We start from the raw sequence: 12,655 nt of genomic DNA on the forward strand, positions 1-12,655 counted from the left end.
CCGCGATCGGCTAGCCTCCCGCGCATGGAGACGACTTCGCAAGCCCCCGTCGCCGCGGCGGTGAACCGTGACGGCCTCTGGCCGATGCCACCCGGGCCGCCGCATGAGGAACAGCACATCGCCCAGAATCCGGTGCTGCGCGACTTCGTGCACGGCGCGGCGGACGGCCCGGTGCTGCCCTTCGCGCTGGCCGTGGGGCTGTCCTACGCGGCGGCCGGCGACGCGCCGGTCGTCGCCGCCGGCGTCGTCGCGGCCGTGGCGGGCGGCATGGCCGCGGGCCTCGGCGGCTACCTCGCCACCTGCGGCGCGGCGGACCACTACGCCGCCGAACGCCAGAGGGAGGAGGAGGAGACGGTCGAGTACGAGGACCGCGAGCGCTGGGAGGTCGCCGCGATCCTCCACCGTTACGGCGTGCGCGGGGATGCGCTGCACCTGGCCGTTGATTCCATCTGCGCCGACCAGCGCCGCTGGGTCGATTTCATGATGCGCTTCGAGCTCGACCTGAAGGAACCGGAACCGCAGCGGGCGGCGGCCTGTGCCGTGACGACCGGCGGCGGCCACCTGCTCGCCGGGCTGATCCCGCTGCTGCCCTTCATGCTGGTGGGTGGGGCGCTTCCGGTGTCTGGCGCGCTGACCGCCGCGGCGCTCGCCGCCTTCGGCTGGCTGCGGGCGCGCGCCAACGGCCTGCCGCCGCTGCGTGGGGCCGTGCAGGCGCTCGCGACGGGTGCCGCCGCTGCGGCCGCGGCCTTCCTTGTCGCCAGGGTGGTGGGCGGCTGATCGCGGGCGCCGCGTGGCTCGCCGCCATGCTCCTGCACGGCGTGGCGATGACCACGGTCGGCGCACTGACGATCAACGGGAAAGCGGTGCGTCGGGCGCGGTTATGACCATACCGCAGATGCGAAGCGGCTGATTGACGCCGCATGCACCGAAGGCGCAGCACCTGCGGGCGGTTCGCCGCGCCAGGGAGGTAAAAGACATGTACGCCATGATCCGCAGCTACACGGCGACCGGATCGGTCGAGGAGATCGTGCGCCGCGTCGAGGCCTCGGTCCTGCCGATGCTGAAGGCGCATCCCGGCTTCCGGAACTATTGGGCGGGACGCAGCGAGAACGGCGTCTTCTCGGTCAGCCTGTTCGACACCCAGGAGAGCGCGGAAGCCGCGCATGAGGCGGTGCGTGGCATCGTCGCGGCCAACCTTGCGGAGTTATTGCCGCAGCCGCCGGTGGTCACGCGTGGGGAAGTGCTGGTGACGGCGTAGGGCAGGGGCGGGGATGACCATCCCCGAGCCCCTGCCGGTCGTCGCGGCCGGTTGATGAAGGCCAGGCTCGGCGCGGTCCCGGATCAGATCGCGCGGTTGGCGCGCGCGACCACGGCTTCGAACAGCACCTGGCAGCCGGCCTCGGCCTCCTCCGGCAGGATGCTCTCGGCCTCGTTGTGCGACAGGCCGTCCTTGCAGGGTGTGAAGATCATCGCCGTGGGGACCGAGCGCGCGACATAGACCGCGTCATGCCCCGCGCCGGAGATGATCTCGCGCGAGGAGAAGCCGAGCCGCTTCGTCGCCTGGCGCACCAGGTTGACGCAGGACGGATCGAAGGGCTGCGCCGGGATGCGGAACAGCTCGGTCAGGTCGAGCCGGCAGCCGGTCTCCGCGACCAGGCGCTGTGCCTCGGCCGGGAAGGTCTCGGCGAGGGTGGTGATCTCGGCGTCGGAGGGGTGGCGGAATTCGACGCTGAAGCGCACCTCGCCGGGGACCACGTTGCGCGAGGGCTGGGCGATCTGCAGGAAGCCGACCGTGCCGCGGCCATCCTCCCCCCGCGCGCGCATCAGCTGGTCCACCAGGGTGACGACGCGGGCGGCGGCGACCAGCGCATCCTTCCGTGCGGATGGCGGCGTGGTGCCGGCATGGCTGTCCTGGCCGATGATCACCGCATCGTACCAGACCTGCGCCTGCGCGCCGGTGACGACGCCGATCTGCTTGGCCTCCCGTTCGAGGATCGGCCCCTGCTCGATATGCAGCTCGAAATAGGCATCGGCCGGGAAGGGCTTCGCGGCGTGCTCGCCCTTGTAGCCGATCTGGTCCAGCGCCTCGGACACCGACACGCCGTCCACGTCCTTCAGGCCATAGGTCTTGTCGAGCGAATAGATGCCCGCCCAGGTGCCCGAGCCCATCAGCGAATGGCCGAAACGCGAGCCTTCCTCATCGGTCCAGTTCACCAGCTCGATCGGCGCATCGGTGACGATGTTGAGGTCGTTCAGCGAGCGCATCACCTCGAGCCCCGCGATGACGCCGAGCGCGCCGTCGAACTTGCCGCCCGTGGGCTGGCTGTCGAGATGGCTGCCCATCAACACGGGCAGGCGCTTCGCATCGCGGCCGGCGCGGCGGGCGAACATGTTGCCGATCGCGTCCACGCGCACCGTGAGGCCAAGCGCCTCACACCAGCCCTTGAAACGGTCGCGGCCTTCCTTGTCGACGCCGGACAGGGTCAGGCGCTTCACCCCACCCTTCGGCGTGGCGCCGATCTCCGCCATCGTCATCAGGCTGTCCCAGAGGCGCTTGCCGTCGATGCGCTGGTTGGTGCCGCTCATGATGCCGCCTGCTCCGTCACTGATGACCAAGGCCGGGGCTTACTGGACCGCCGTTGCGCGAACAAGCCGCCCTGCCAGGGGTCGGGACCCGCGCCGATGCATGCCTGCCGATGCAATTGTGGCCACGCCCGAAGGCGGGTTCGGGCGCTTGGCGCGGGCCCCGGACGGCGCTTTCCGCGCCCCCGCCCGCTCAGGAACGAATACAATATATTGGCGAATGAGTTCAATTCCGCCCGGATGAAGTCAAAGTAGAAACGGCGCCGTTATACTTGCTGATTAGATCAGATGACGCCCAGTCGGCGTCGGCGTTGACGAGGCACAGGGGGCGGCCCTCGGGGGCGGGACTGTTGCCAGTCGCAAGGAATTGTTGCATGGCATTCGGCGCAGACCGGACCGGTCTGTCATTTCAGTCACTTTCTGCCTGCTGGAGACTCATATGCGCCGACGGGCGCATTCCCCCCGCAACGGCTCGTGCAGCCAGGACCACCAAGGAGATTCCCCCATGGGGTTCCAATGCCACGCTCCCCAGCCTCGTGACGGCCGCGCCGCGCCCCCCCGCGCCGCGATGTCCCCGCGGGTGCGGCGGATCCGGACCACCGCCCTGCGCGCGGCGGCCGGTTGTGCGGTGATCGGACTGTCAGCGATGACCATGGGCTGTGCCCAATCGGCCGAGGGCATCGCCCAGGCCACGCCGGGGGCGCTGACGCCCACCGCGGACCTCGGCCGCGCGGTCGGCAATCCGCAGGTCGGCACGGCCTCCTACTACGCACGTCACTTCACCGGCCGGCGGACGGCGAGCGGCCAGCGCTTCGACCCCGCCTCCGACACCATCGCGCATCGCACGCTGCCCTTCGGCACCGTGGTGCGCGTGACCAACCTGCAGAACGGCCTGGTCACCACTGGCACGGTGCAGGATCGCGGCCCGTGGACGCGCGGCCGCATCGTCGATCTCAGCCCGCGCATCGCGCAGCATCTCGACATGATGCGCAGCGGTGTTGCGCGGGTGGAGATCGTGCCGGTCGAACTGGCCGAGGCTCGGGACTGACATCGGCGATCCGCCCGCGCCTCACGGCAGGCGGATTGTCTTCACCAGATAGTCGATGAAGGCGCGGACACGGCTTGGCACGTGTCCGCCCTGGCCGGCATGGACGGCATGGATCTCCTCCATGTCGCCGGGATTGAGCGCCTCCAGCACCGGCACCAGCCGCCCGGCGGCGATGTCCGGCCCGACATGGATCCTGGCGAGGCGCGCCAGCCCGACCCCGGCCAGCGCCAGCAGCCGCGCGGATTCACCATCGCCCACCTGGGCAGTTCCGCAGGCCGGGATGGTGGCGATCCGCCCATCCTCGCGGAACGGCCATTCCTCGAAGCTGCGGGCGAAGTTGAAGCCGATCAGGTTGTGCGCGGCCAGCGCCGCCAATCCGTCCGGCGTGCCATGGCGCGCGAGGTAGCCGGGCGCTGCCACCACCACCATCGTGCTGGCGCCGAGTTTGCGCGCCACCAGGCGCGAGGCCCGCAACGGACCGACCCGGATGGCGACATCGGCACGCTGTTCCAGCAGGTCGATCACCTGGTCGCTGAGCACCAGGTCGATCGTCACCTCCGGATATTGCGCGAGGAAGCCGGGCACCAGCGGCAGCAGGTGATGGACGCCGAAGGGCACGCTGGCGTTGACGCGCACACGCCCGCGCGGTGCCGCGCCGGCGGCGGCCTCACGCTCGGCTTCCTCGATATCCGCCAGGATGCGCTGGCAGCGTTCGTGATAGGCGAGGCCCTCCGCGGTGAGCTGCAGCTTGCGCGTCGAACGGTTCACCAGCCGCGTGCCGAGCCGCGCCTCCAGCCGCGCGACGAGCTTGCTGACGGCCGAGGGCGTCATCCGCAGGGCCCGCGCCGCCGCTGAGAAGCCGGACAGCGCGACGACCTGCGTGAAGACCTCCATCTCCGCAGCGCGGTTGATGTCCGGACGAGGCATGTGACTTCATCTCACAGGTAATGTGCCTTTTTGCCATATGGTTCACGGAACGGCCGGCGTCCATCTCCCGCTGCATCCATCCCGACGCAGCCTGGAGGCCGACCGTGCCTGTTGCCGTCTATGCCCTTGCCGCCGGTGCCTTCGGCATCGGCGTCACCGAATTCGTCATCATGGGCCTGCTGTTGCAGGTCTCCGCCGATCTCGGCGCGTCGATCTCCGCCGCCGGGCTGCTGGTCTCCGGCTATGCGCTCGGGGTCTTCGTCGGCGCGCCGGTGCTGACCATCGCCACGCGTCGCCTGCCGCGGAAGACCGTGCTGCTGGCGCTGATGGCGATCTTCACCATCGGCAACCTGGCCTGCGCCATCGCGCCCAGCTACGGCGCGCTGATGGCCGCGCGCGTCATCACCGCGCTGGCGCATGGCACCTTCTTCGGCGTCGGCTCGGTGGTCGCCGCGGGGCTGGTCGCGCCGGAGCGCCGGGCCTCGGCCATCGCGCTGATGTTCACCGGGCTGACGGTGGCGACGCTTCTGGGCGTGCCCTTCGGCGCCTGGCTGGGCCTGGCCCATGGCTGGCGTTCGACCTTCTGGGCGGTGACGGCGATCGGCCTCTTCGCCTTCGCGGTGCTGGCGCTGCTGGTGCCCCGCGCAGCAGGGCGGGAGCAGCCCGGCCGGCTGTCCGAGGAACTGGCCGTGCTGCGCCGGCCCCAGGTGCTGCTGGGGCTGCTGATGACGGTGCTGGGCTTCGGCGGCGTCTTCGCGGTGTTCAGCTACATCCAGCCGATCCTGGTGACCGTCACCGGCTTCCCCGAGGCCGCCGTCTCGCCGATCCTGCTGGTGTTCGGCGCCGGGCTGATCCTGGGCAACATCCTGGGCGGCAGGCTCGCGGACTGGCGGCTGATGCCGGCGCTGCTGGGCACGCTGGCGGCGCTGACACTGGTGCTGGTCGCCGCGACCTTCGCCGTGCAGGACCGCATCGCGGCGGTCGCCGCCGTCGGGCTGCTGGGTGCCGCGGCCTTCGCAACGGTCGCGCCGCTGCAACTGCGGGTGCTGGAAGCGGCGGGCGGTGCGGGGCAGACCCTGGCCTCGAGCCTCAACATCGCGGCGTTCAACCTCGGCAATGCGCTGGGCGCCTGGCTGGGTGGCGTGGTGATCGACCACGGGCCAGGGCTCGGCGCCGTGACCTGGGCGGCGGCGAGCATGCCGGCGGCGGCGCTGGTCGCGGCCTTGGTCAGCCGCGCGCTGGAGCGGCCGGGCGCGGCAGCACGGCCGGCCGTGGCGTTCGGGGATGACTGATGCGCGCCGGAGGGGCGCTGCCCCTCCGGACCTCCCCGCCAGGGGGCAACGGCCCCCTGGACCGCGGGATCTTGGCGCTTCGTCTCGGACCAGTTTACCGGACCAAGGGGCAGCCGCCTTCCGCCAGGGGGCGGAACGCTTCGTTCCCGGGAATGGTCTGCGCGACTTCCAGCAGGTCCCACTCGCCACGCGCCTGCGACGGCTGCTTGGCGCGCATCAGGTACATGTCGCGGATGACACGACCATCCGCGCGGATGCTGCCGTTGTTCGTCATGAAGTCGTTGATCGGCATCTCGCGCATCTTGGCCATCACCGGCACGGTGGCATCGGTGCCCGCGGCGCGCACCGCCTTGAGGTAGTGCGTCACCGCACCCCACATGCTGGCCTGGAACATGGTGGGCGGGCGGCCATGGATGCGCAGGAAGCGTTCGGCGAAGGCGCGCGTGCCGGCGTTCTGATCCCAGTAGTAGGCCTCGGTGAAGACCATGCCCTGCGCGGTGTCGAGACCGATCGCCTTCACATTCGTCAGCAGGCACAGCAATGCCGCGGGCTGGATGCCGCGCCGCGTCAGGCCGAATTCGCCCATCTGCTTCACGATGTTGATGAAGTCCGTCCCCGCCGCGGCGATGCCGACGACATTCGCCCCGGACTGCGCCGCGCGGATCAGGTGCGATGAATAATCCGTCTCGCCAAGCGGCGCGCGGGCGGTGCCCGCAACTTCCCCGCCCAGGGCGCGGATCACCGCCGTCGCATTGGCTTCCAGCGAATGGCCGAAGGCGTAGTCGGATGTGATGAAGAACCACTTCCGCCCGCCACCCTGCATCACCGCGCCGACCGTGCCGCGCGCCAGCGCGTAGTTGTCGTAGGTCCAGTGCACGCCATAGGGCGAGCAATCCTTGCCGGTCAGGTCGGTGGTGCCGGCGGCGACCACGACATCGATCTTCTGCTTCTCCCGCGCCAGGTTCTGCACGGCGAGTGCGACGGCCGAATTGCCCAGGCCGAAGATGGCATCGACGCGTTCCTGGTCGTACCAGCGCCGGGCGATGGACAGGCCGACATCGGGGCGGTTCTGCAGATCGCCGAACACCAGCTCGATCGGCATGTCGTTCACCCGGCCGCCGAAATCCTCGACCGCCATGCGCGCGGAAACGACATCGCCCATGCCCTGCTGGTCGGCGAAGACGCCGGACATGTCGTCGAGCACGCCGATCTTCACCACGCCATCCGAGATACCCGCCTGCGCGCGACCCTCGGTAGGGCGGATGGCGGCGAGCGGCAGCGCCGCCGCGCCGGCAAGAAGACGCCTGCGATTCATGGATGTTTCTTCCCTGGCTCCGTTTCCTGGCGCGCATCATGGCATGCGCACGCAGCCCGGCCAGGGGGGCGTTACGGTGTCGCGAAGCCCGCGGCGCGGAAGCGGGTGCGGCCTTCCGGCCCGGTCAGGTAGCTGAGGAAGGAGAGCGCGCCGTCCCGGTCTGCCGCCCGCGTCGCGAGCGCGCCGACATAGGAGGTGACGAGCTGCACCGCCTGCGGCAACGGGCCGACCAGCACGGCGCCGGGCACGGCGATGATCTCGCTGATCTGCGAGATCGCGAGCGCGGCGCGGCCATCGGCGACCGCCTGCACCGCCGCGGCGCCACCGGGGAAGACCAGGGTGCGCAGGCGCATCGTCTCGGCGAGGCCGAGCCGTTCGATCAGCCGCGCGGCATGGGTGCCCGCGGTCGCGCCCGTGGCCGGGTCGGAGTGCGCGATGACGGGGGCGGCGAGGATCGCCGCGCGGAGCGCCGCCTCGGTCGCGATGTCGGGCTTCGGCGCGCCGTCGCGCACCGCGACGCCGATCAGCATGCGGCCGAGCTCGCTCACCGTCATGCCGTCGAGCAGCCCATCCGCGACCAGCCGCGCGACCTGCTCGGCGCTGTTGAGCATCAGATCCACCGCCTCGCCCTCGCGCAGCCGGCGCGCGGCGACGCCGGCATTGGCATTGTCGAAGGCGATGGCGCGCCCGGTGCGGGCGGTGAAGTCGCGCGCGAGGTCGCTGGTCGATGCGGCGACCGCGCCGGTGCCGAGCACCCGCAACGGCCCCGCGCCCTGCGCCCGGGCGATGGCAGGGCAGGCGAGCGCGGCGAGCAGCAACGGGCGGCGGTTCATGGGACCTCCTCAGCCTTCGTTGGGCCAGATGCCAGGGGTGGCGAATTCGCCAAGATGACCATCCGGGTCGCGGAAATAGAGGCTGGTGCCGCCGCGCGGCCAGCGCATCCGTCCTTCCTCCGCGACGCCATGCCCGGCGAGGCGATCCGCCCAGGCCGGCAGGTCGGCGGCGGCGATGGCGAGCGCGAAATGAATCCGCCCCGCCGCGTCATGCCCCGGGATGACGCCGCCGGGCAGCGCCACCGGGTCGGTCGCCCCGCCGCGCAGGAAGACCAGCAGCACCGACTGCCCGACCGCATAGGCGGCCAGTCGCGCGTCGGTGAACATCGGGCTCAGGCCGAGCACCTCCTCGTAGAAGGTCCGCGCGCGCGGCAGGTCGGCGACGTAGATCGCGGTCTCCAGCACGCCGGCGATCGGGGGTGCGGCCATGGGGCCATCTTGCTCCCGCGGCGTCGCTGGGGGAACCTCCGCGCGACACACCGGGAGACCCCCCACATGGCCCATGCCCTCGGCGCGCCGGCCGCGCCTGCGATCCTGCGCAACACCGAGCTCGACGCCGATGCGGTGCGCCAGGCGCGGGTCGATCTCGCGGCCTGCTTCCGCATGGCCGCGCGGCTCGGCATGCATGAGGGCATCTGCAACCACTTCTCCTTCGTCGTGCCGGGGCGCGACGACCTGTTCCTGGTGAACCCCTATGGCTGGGCGTTCAGCGAGATAAGCGCATCGCGCCTGCTGGTCTGCGACTTCAACGGCAATGTCGTGGCGGGCGAGGGCGTGCCGGAGGCGACCGCCTTCTTCATCCATGCCCGCGTGCACCTGAACAAGCCGCGCGCCAAGGCGGCCTTCCACACCCACATGCCGAACGCGACGTCGCTCGCGATGCTGGAAGGCCCGCCGCTGGTCTGGGCCGGGCAGAGCGCGCTGAAGTTCTATGGCCGCACGCTGGTGGACGAGGAGTATGGCGGCCTCGCGCTCGACGAGAAGGAAGGCGACCGCATCGCCGCGTCGATCGGCGATGCCGACATCGTCTTCATGAAGAACCACGGCGTCATGGTGGTCGGCGGTTCGGTCGCCGAGGCCTGGGACGATCTCTACTACCTGGAACGCGCGGCGGAGGCGCAGCGCCTTGCCATGTCCACCGGCCGCGCGCTGAAGCCGGTGCCGCCCGAGATGGCGCGCCGGACCTATGAGCAGATGCGCGAGGGCGACCGCGAGAGCGCGCGGCTGCACCTCGAAAGCATCAAGCGCATCCTCACGCGCGAAGAACCGGATTTCATGCATTGATCCTGCATCTGCTGCGCTGCGGGCTCGTTGCATCCTGCGTCGCCGCCGCGCTGCCGGCGGCCGCGCAGGATGCGGCGGCCCCCGCACCAGCACCCACGCCGGCGTCGCGCCAGGCGGATGAACGGCCGAACGGCATCGCAGTCTTCGCGGGGATCTATTCCTCCGACGTCTTCTCCGACATCGTCGCCACACCATGGGACACGCGGACGGAGGACATCTACCTCCTGACCCTGTCCTACAACCGGCGGCTCGCCACGGTCTTCCGCCACCTCGACATCGAGGTGGAAGGCGGTGTCGGCCGGCGTTTCGGCGACAACAACAGCTTCGAGGCCTATGCCGCGCTCGCCCTGCGCTGGACCTACTTCCCGTGGAACCGGTACCTGCGCACCAGCTTCGCGGTCTATCCGATCGGTCCATCCTATGTCGCCGACCTCTCGCCGTCGGAAGTCGCCAAGGACGGGCGCTCGGCCAATTGGCTGAACTACTTCGCGCTGGAACTGACCTTCGCCGCGCCGTCGCTGCCGGAACTCGAGGTGCTGTTCCGTCTGCACCACCGTTCCGGCGCCTTCGGGGCGATCAACGGATCCACCAATGGCGCGGATTTCCTGAGCGTCGGAGCGCGCTACCGGTTTTGACCCCGGCTCGGACGCTGCGGCCGGACGGAACCGGCATCGCCTTGCTCGCCGTCACGACGATCGGCTGGGGCCTCAACTGGCCGGCGATGAAGCTGCTGCTGGCCGAATGGCCCGTGCTGACGACGCGCGCGTCGATGGGCGCGCTCGGCTTCGCCCTGCTGCTGGTGGTGGCGCTGGCGCGGCGGGAGAGCCTTGCGGTGCCGTGGCGGCTCTGGCCGCGCCTGGTGCTGATCTCGCTGCTGAACGTTACGGCCTGGATGGGGCTTGCTTCCTTCTCGCTGCTCTGGCTTGCGGCGGCGGAGGCGACCATCGTCTGCTACACTATGCCGGTCTGGGCGGCGCTGCTGGCCTGGGCGATCCTTGGCGAAAGGCCGGCGCGCGCGCGCATCGCGGGGCTGCTGCTGGCGCCGTCGGGCCTTGCGCTGCTGGTGCTGGGGCGCGGCGTGGCCGTGGGGCTGGAAAAGGCACCGGGCGTGGCCTTTGGCCTTGGCTCGGCGATCCTGTTCTCGCTGGGCACGGTGATCACCAAGCGCTGGCCGCTCGGCCTGCCGCCGACCAGCGGCACGGTGTGGCAGGTCGGGCTTGGCATGCTGCCGCTCGGCGTGCTTGCCGTGGTGTTCGACCGGCCGGAGGTCGGGCGGTTATCCCCGCTGGACTGGGCGCTGTTGGCCTATGGCGGGGTCTTCGCGCTGGGGCTCTGCTACCTGTCCTGGTTCGCGGCACTTCGGCGCCTGCCGGCTTCGCTTGCCTCGCTGGGCACGCTGATCACGCCGATGGTCGGGGTGGCAAGCGCGGCGTTCTTCCTCGGCGAACCCTTCGGCTGGCGTGAGGCGATGGCGCTGGCGCTGACGCTGTCGGGGGTGGGGCTGGCGGTGCGCGGGTGACGCACCGCTACACCGCGATGTTGTCGAGCAGCCGCACCGTGCCGAGCCGCGCCGCCGCCACCAGCCGCATCGGCCCGTCGGCGCGGCGCGCCGTCAGCGGCTGCAGCGTTTCGGCCTCCACCAGCGCGAGGTAGTCCGGCGCGAAGCCGTGGTCGCGCAGCGTCGCCAGCCCCGCATCGAGCGCCATTGCCACCGGCTGACCCGACATGATCGCCGCCGCGGCCTGCGTCATCACGCGCAGCAGCACAGGCGCCGTCGCACGGTCCTGCGGCGAGAGGAAACGGTTGCGCGAGGACATCGCCAGGCCGTCGGCCTCCCGCACCGTCGCGACCGGCAGGATGCGGATGGGGATGTCGAGGTCGATCGCCATGCGCGTGACGACCTGCAATTGCTGCCAGTCCTTCTCGCCGAAGATCGCGACATCGGCCTCGGATTGCAGGAACAGCTTGCAGCAGACGGTGGCGACGCCGCGGAAATGCCCGGGGCGCGCATCGCCTTCCCAGCCCTGCGTCGGGCCCGCGACCTCGATCACCGTCGCGCTGCCGGGCGGGTACATCGCCTCGACGGGCGGCATCCACACCAGGTCGCAGCCGGCGCCGCGCAGCTTGGCGAGGTCGCCCTCCTCGTCGCGCGGATAGCGCGACAGGTCCTCATTCGGATTGAATTGCAGGGGATTGACGAAGATGGAGGTGGCGACGGCATCGGCCGCCTGGCGCCCGGTGGCGACCAAAGCGAGATGCCCGTCATGCAGCGCCCCCATCGTCGGCACCAGGGCAAGGCGCTTGCCGGCGGTGCGCAGGGCGGCGGTGGCGGTGCGGAGCGAGGGGAGGTCACGGCAGATCAGCATGCCGGGATGCTAGTCCGGATCGCGGTCCGCCGGAATCTCAGCCGCGGCGCATGGATGCTTCCATCGCGCGCGGTGTGGAATCGGGCGACGGGTCGAGGATGTCGTCCTCCCAGATGTGCAGGATGCCGAGCGGGGGGCTCGAGCGCTCACGCAGCTTGGCGTAGGCGGCGGCCTCGATACGGGGCCGCGCCCCGGCGAAGCGGGTCATCAGGTCGGTGGTGTGGAAGGAGCCGCCGCCGCTGATATCGATCAGGGCGAGGCGCGAAATGGCGCAGCGCACCACCACGGCATCATCGATGTTCAGCTCGAAGATGAGCCGGTGGCCGTCCCAGCGCGGCGGCGCGGGCATCTCGGCGGTGGTCATGGCCGGGGCGCTTCGTCGGAAGCCCGCGCTGCCGCGAGTTCCGCCGGCGTGATCGTCAGGCACTGCACGAGCCGCCCGGCGCTGGCGCCATGCCAGGCGATCGTCATGCTGGTTCGCCGCCAGGCGGGGAAGGACAGGCCGTCCAGCATCTCCTCTTCGGTCTCGACCCGGTAGCGTCCCGCCGGCAGCGCGCCGGAGCGGGAGGAAATCCGGAACGGATGGCGGAAATCGACCAGCTCCGTCGTCGTGCGCGATTCCATCGCCGGTCACCGCGCCAGGCGATCCGCGCAGGCCCGGGCTACGTCGGAGTCGACGTTGGTGCCGCCGGCCGGGTTGGTCGCGAAGCGGCGCGCCAGCGCGTTGCGCGCCGACCAGTCGAGCCGTGCGGAATCGGGTGTTTCGACCCGCGCGCGGTCGGCGCAGTAGACCGCCTGCTGTTCCACCACACCATTGTGCATCAGCGTCTGCGCCGTGCTGGTCCGCATCTGGAAGCCCACCATGCCGGAGATGATCGGCCCGGCGACAAGCCCGACACCGAGCGCGAGCAGCAGGGGCTTGGCTTTCGCCCAGCGCTGGGCGGCATCGGCGGAGAAACGGGCAAAGGCGCTCGGGGTGCCGGCGGACATCGTCGTTTCTCCTGGGG

Annotated in this window: 16 protein-coding genes; 7 read left to right on the forward strand and 9 right to left on the reverse strand. The window is 70.8% G+C overall.

Annotation, left to right across the window (positions count from 1 at the left end; all coding sequences use genetic code 11):
- The first annotated feature begins 24 nt into the window (after positions 1-24).
- Both AC2YHJ_RS11785 and AC2YHJ_RS11790 read left to right on the forward strand, forming a co-directional pair.
- Positions 25-777, forward strand: coding sequence for a VIT1/CCC1 transporter family protein (locus tag AC2YHJ_RS11785; protein ID WP_487396217.1), 753 nt, complete (start codon positions 25-27; stop codon positions 775-777).
- 199 nt (positions 778-976) lie between these two features.
- Positions 977-1,258 carry a hypothetical protein gene (locus AC2YHJ_RS11790; protein WP_487396219.1) on the forward strand — a complete coding sequence of 94 codons (282 nt, stop codon included), beginning with the start codon at positions 977-979 and terminating at the stop codon, positions 1,256-1,258.
- Between the two features lie 83 nt (positions 1,259-1,341).
- Here the strand turns inward: AC2YHJ_RS11790 and AC2YHJ_RS11795 are convergent, their stop codons facing one another.
- Positions 1,342-2,586, reverse strand: coding sequence for a Zn-dependent hydrolase (locus AC2YHJ_RS11795; RefSeq protein WP_487396221.1), 1,245 nt, complete (start codon positions 2,584-2,586; stop codon positions 1,342-1,344).
- Between the two features lie 643 nt (positions 2,587-3,229).
- Between AC2YHJ_RS11795 and AC2YHJ_RS11800 the strand changes: the two genes are divergently transcribed.
- Positions 3,230-3,631 (forward strand): septal ring lytic transglycosylase RlpA family protein, encoded by a 402-nt coding sequence (locus AC2YHJ_RS11800; protein WP_487396222.1) that lies wholly within the window; start codon positions 3,230-3,232, stop codon positions 3,629-3,631.
- Positions 3,632-3,652: 21 nt separating this feature from the next.
- On the opposite strand, the gene AC2YHJ_RS11805 is transcribed toward AC2YHJ_RS11800, so the two are convergent.
- The gene (locus AC2YHJ_RS11805; RefSeq protein WP_487396224.1) at positions 3,653-4,558 is read right to left on the reverse strand and encodes a LysR family transcriptional regulator; all 906 of its coding nucleotides are present in this window, start codon (positions 4,556-4,558) and stop codon (positions 3,653-3,655) included.
- Positions 4,559-4,662: 104 nt separating this feature from the next.
- Here AC2YHJ_RS11805 and AC2YHJ_RS11810 point away from each other — a divergent pair, with 104 nt between their 5' ends.
- A complete protein-coding gene (locus AC2YHJ_RS11810) occupies positions 4,663-5,850 on the forward strand; it encodes an MFS transporter (RefSeq protein WP_487396225.1) in 1,188 nt (395 codons plus the stop codon).
- Positions 5,851-5,944: 94 nt separating this feature from the next.
- On the opposite strand, the gene AC2YHJ_RS11815 is transcribed toward AC2YHJ_RS11810, so the two are convergent.
- From AC2YHJ_RS11815 to AC2YHJ_RS11825, 3 genes are all read right to left on the reverse strand, one after another.
- Complete coding sequence (locus AC2YHJ_RS11815) at positions 5,945-7,165, reverse strand: ABC transporter substrate-binding protein (protein WP_487396227.1); 1,221 nt, start codon at positions 7,163-7,165, stop codon at positions 5,945-5,947.
- A gap of 71 nt (positions 7,166-7,236) precedes the next feature.
- Positions 7,237-7,998 (reverse strand): substrate-binding domain-containing protein, encoded by a 762-nt coding sequence (locus AC2YHJ_RS11820; protein ID WP_487396228.1) that lies wholly within the window; start codon positions 7,996-7,998, stop codon positions 7,237-7,239.
- A 9-nt stretch (positions 7,999-8,007) separates the two neighbouring features.
- Positions 8,008-8,427 (reverse strand): VOC family protein, encoded by a 420-nt coding sequence (locus AC2YHJ_RS11825; RefSeq protein ID WP_487396229.1) that lies wholly within the window; start codon positions 8,425-8,427, stop codon positions 8,008-8,010.
- A 66-nt stretch (positions 8,428-8,493) separates the two neighbouring features.
- Between AC2YHJ_RS11825 and AC2YHJ_RS11830 the strand changes: the two genes are divergently transcribed.
- Genes AC2YHJ_RS11830 through AC2YHJ_RS11840 form a run of 3 tightly spaced genes read left to right on the forward strand, consistent with a single transcriptional unit; the run spans position 8,494 to position 10,801 of the window.
- Complete coding sequence (locus AC2YHJ_RS11830) at positions 8,494-9,282, forward strand: aldolase (protein WP_487396230.1); 789 nt, start codon at positions 8,494-8,496, stop codon at positions 9,280-9,282.
- Positions 9,279-9,917 (forward strand): hypothetical protein, encoded by a 639-nt coding sequence (locus tag AC2YHJ_RS11835; protein WP_487396231.1) that lies wholly within the window; start codon positions 9,279-9,281, stop codon positions 9,915-9,917. Before AC2YHJ_RS11830 ends, AC2YHJ_RS11835 begins: the two co-directional genes overlap by 4 nt.
- Before the next feature lie 41 nt (positions 9,918-9,958).
- Complete coding sequence (locus AC2YHJ_RS11840; protein WP_487396232.1) at positions 9,959-10,801, forward strand: DMT family transporter; 843 nt, start codon at positions 9,959-9,961, stop codon at positions 10,799-10,801.
- A 7-nt stretch (positions 10,802-10,808) separates the two neighbouring features.
- Here the strand turns inward: AC2YHJ_RS11840 and panC are convergent, their stop codons facing one another.
- The 4 genes from panC to AC2YHJ_RS11860 are packed head-to-tail and all read right to left on the reverse strand — an operon-like array spanning position 10,809 to position 12,638.
- The gene (gene panC, locus AC2YHJ_RS11845) at positions 10,809-11,648 is read right to left on the reverse strand and encodes a pantoate--beta-alanine ligase (protein WP_487396233.1); all 840 of its coding nucleotides are present in this window, start codon (positions 11,646-11,648) and stop codon (positions 10,809-10,811) included.
- A 37-nt stretch (positions 11,649-11,685) separates the two neighbouring features.
- Complete coding sequence (locus tag AC2YHJ_RS11850) at positions 11,686-12,012, reverse strand: DUF1488 family protein (RefSeq protein WP_487396235.1); 327 nt, start codon at positions 12,010-12,012, stop codon at positions 11,686-11,688.
- The gene (locus AC2YHJ_RS11855) at positions 12,009-12,272 is read right to left on the reverse strand and encodes a hypothetical protein (RefSeq protein WP_487396236.1); all 264 of its coding nucleotides are present in this window, start codon (positions 12,270-12,272) and stop codon (positions 12,009-12,011) included. The genes AC2YHJ_RS11850 and AC2YHJ_RS11855 overlap by 4 nt, the downstream gene beginning before the upstream one ends.
- 6 nt (positions 12,273-12,278) lie before the next feature.
- On the reverse strand, positions 12,279-12,638 hold the full coding sequence (locus tag AC2YHJ_RS11860; protein ID WP_487396237.1) for a hypothetical protein: 360 nt from the start codon (positions 12,636-12,638) through the stop codon (positions 12,279-12,281).
- Positions 12,639-12,655 lie beyond the last annotated feature (17 nt).

The sequence above is a fragment of the Roseomonas sp. SRI_022 genome (genome assembly GCF_057586215.1).

What these genes read in the sequence shown, in the direction of transcription:
- AC2YHJ_RS11830 (WP_487396230.1), top strand. Translation starts at nt 8,494, where the DNA reads ATGGCCCATGCCCTCGGCGCGCCGGCCGCGCCTGCGATCCTGCGCAAC.
- AC2YHJ_RS11850 (WP_487396235.1), bottom strand. Translation starts at nt 12,012, where the DNA reads ATGACCACCGCCGAGATGCCCGCGCCGCCGCGCTGGGACGGCCACCGG.
- AC2YHJ_RS11795 (WP_487396221.1), bottom strand. Translation starts at nt 2,586, where the DNA reads ATGAGCGGCACCAACCAGCGCATCGACGGCAAGCGCCTCTGGGACAGC.
- AC2YHJ_RS11785 (WP_487396217.1), top strand. Translation starts at nt 25, where the DNA reads ATGGAGACGACTTCGCAAGCCCCCGTCGCCGCGGCGGTGAACCGTGAC.
- AC2YHJ_RS11820 (WP_487396228.1), bottom strand. Translation starts at nt 7,998, where the DNA reads ATGAACCGCCGCCCGTTGCTGCTCGCCGCGCTCGCCTGCCCTGCCATC.
- AC2YHJ_RS11860 (WP_487396237.1), bottom strand. Translation starts at nt 12,638, where the DNA reads ATGTCCGCCGGCACCCCGAGCGCCTTTGCCCGTTTCTCCGCCGATGCC.
- panC (WP_487396233.1), bottom strand. Translation starts at nt 11,648, where the DNA reads ATGCTGATCTGCCGTGACCTCCCCTCGCTCCGCACCGCCACCGCCGCC.
- AC2YHJ_RS11800 (WP_487396222.1), top strand. Translation starts at nt 3,230, where the DNA reads ATGACCATGGGCTGTGCCCAATCGGCCGAGGGCATCGCCCAGGCCACG.
- AC2YHJ_RS11855 (WP_487396236.1), bottom strand. Translation starts at nt 12,272, where the DNA reads ATGGAATCGCGCACGACGACGGAGCTGGTCGATTTCCGCCATCCGTTC.
- AC2YHJ_RS11815 (WP_487396227.1), bottom strand. Translation starts at nt 7,165, where the DNA reads ATGAATCGCAGGCGTCTTCTTGCCGGCGCGGCGGCGCTGCCGCTCGCC.
- AC2YHJ_RS11805 (WP_487396224.1), bottom strand. Translation starts at nt 4,558, where the DNA reads ATGCCTCGTCCGGACATCAACCGCGCTGCGGAGATGGAGGTCTTCACG.
- AC2YHJ_RS11790 (WP_487396219.1), top strand. Translation starts at nt 977, where the DNA reads ATGTACGCCATGATCCGCAGCTACACGGCGACCGGATCGGTCGAGGAG.
- AC2YHJ_RS11825 (WP_487396229.1), bottom strand. Translation starts at nt 8,427, where the DNA reads ATGGCCGCACCCCCGATCGCCGGCGTGCTGGAGACCGCGATCTACGTC.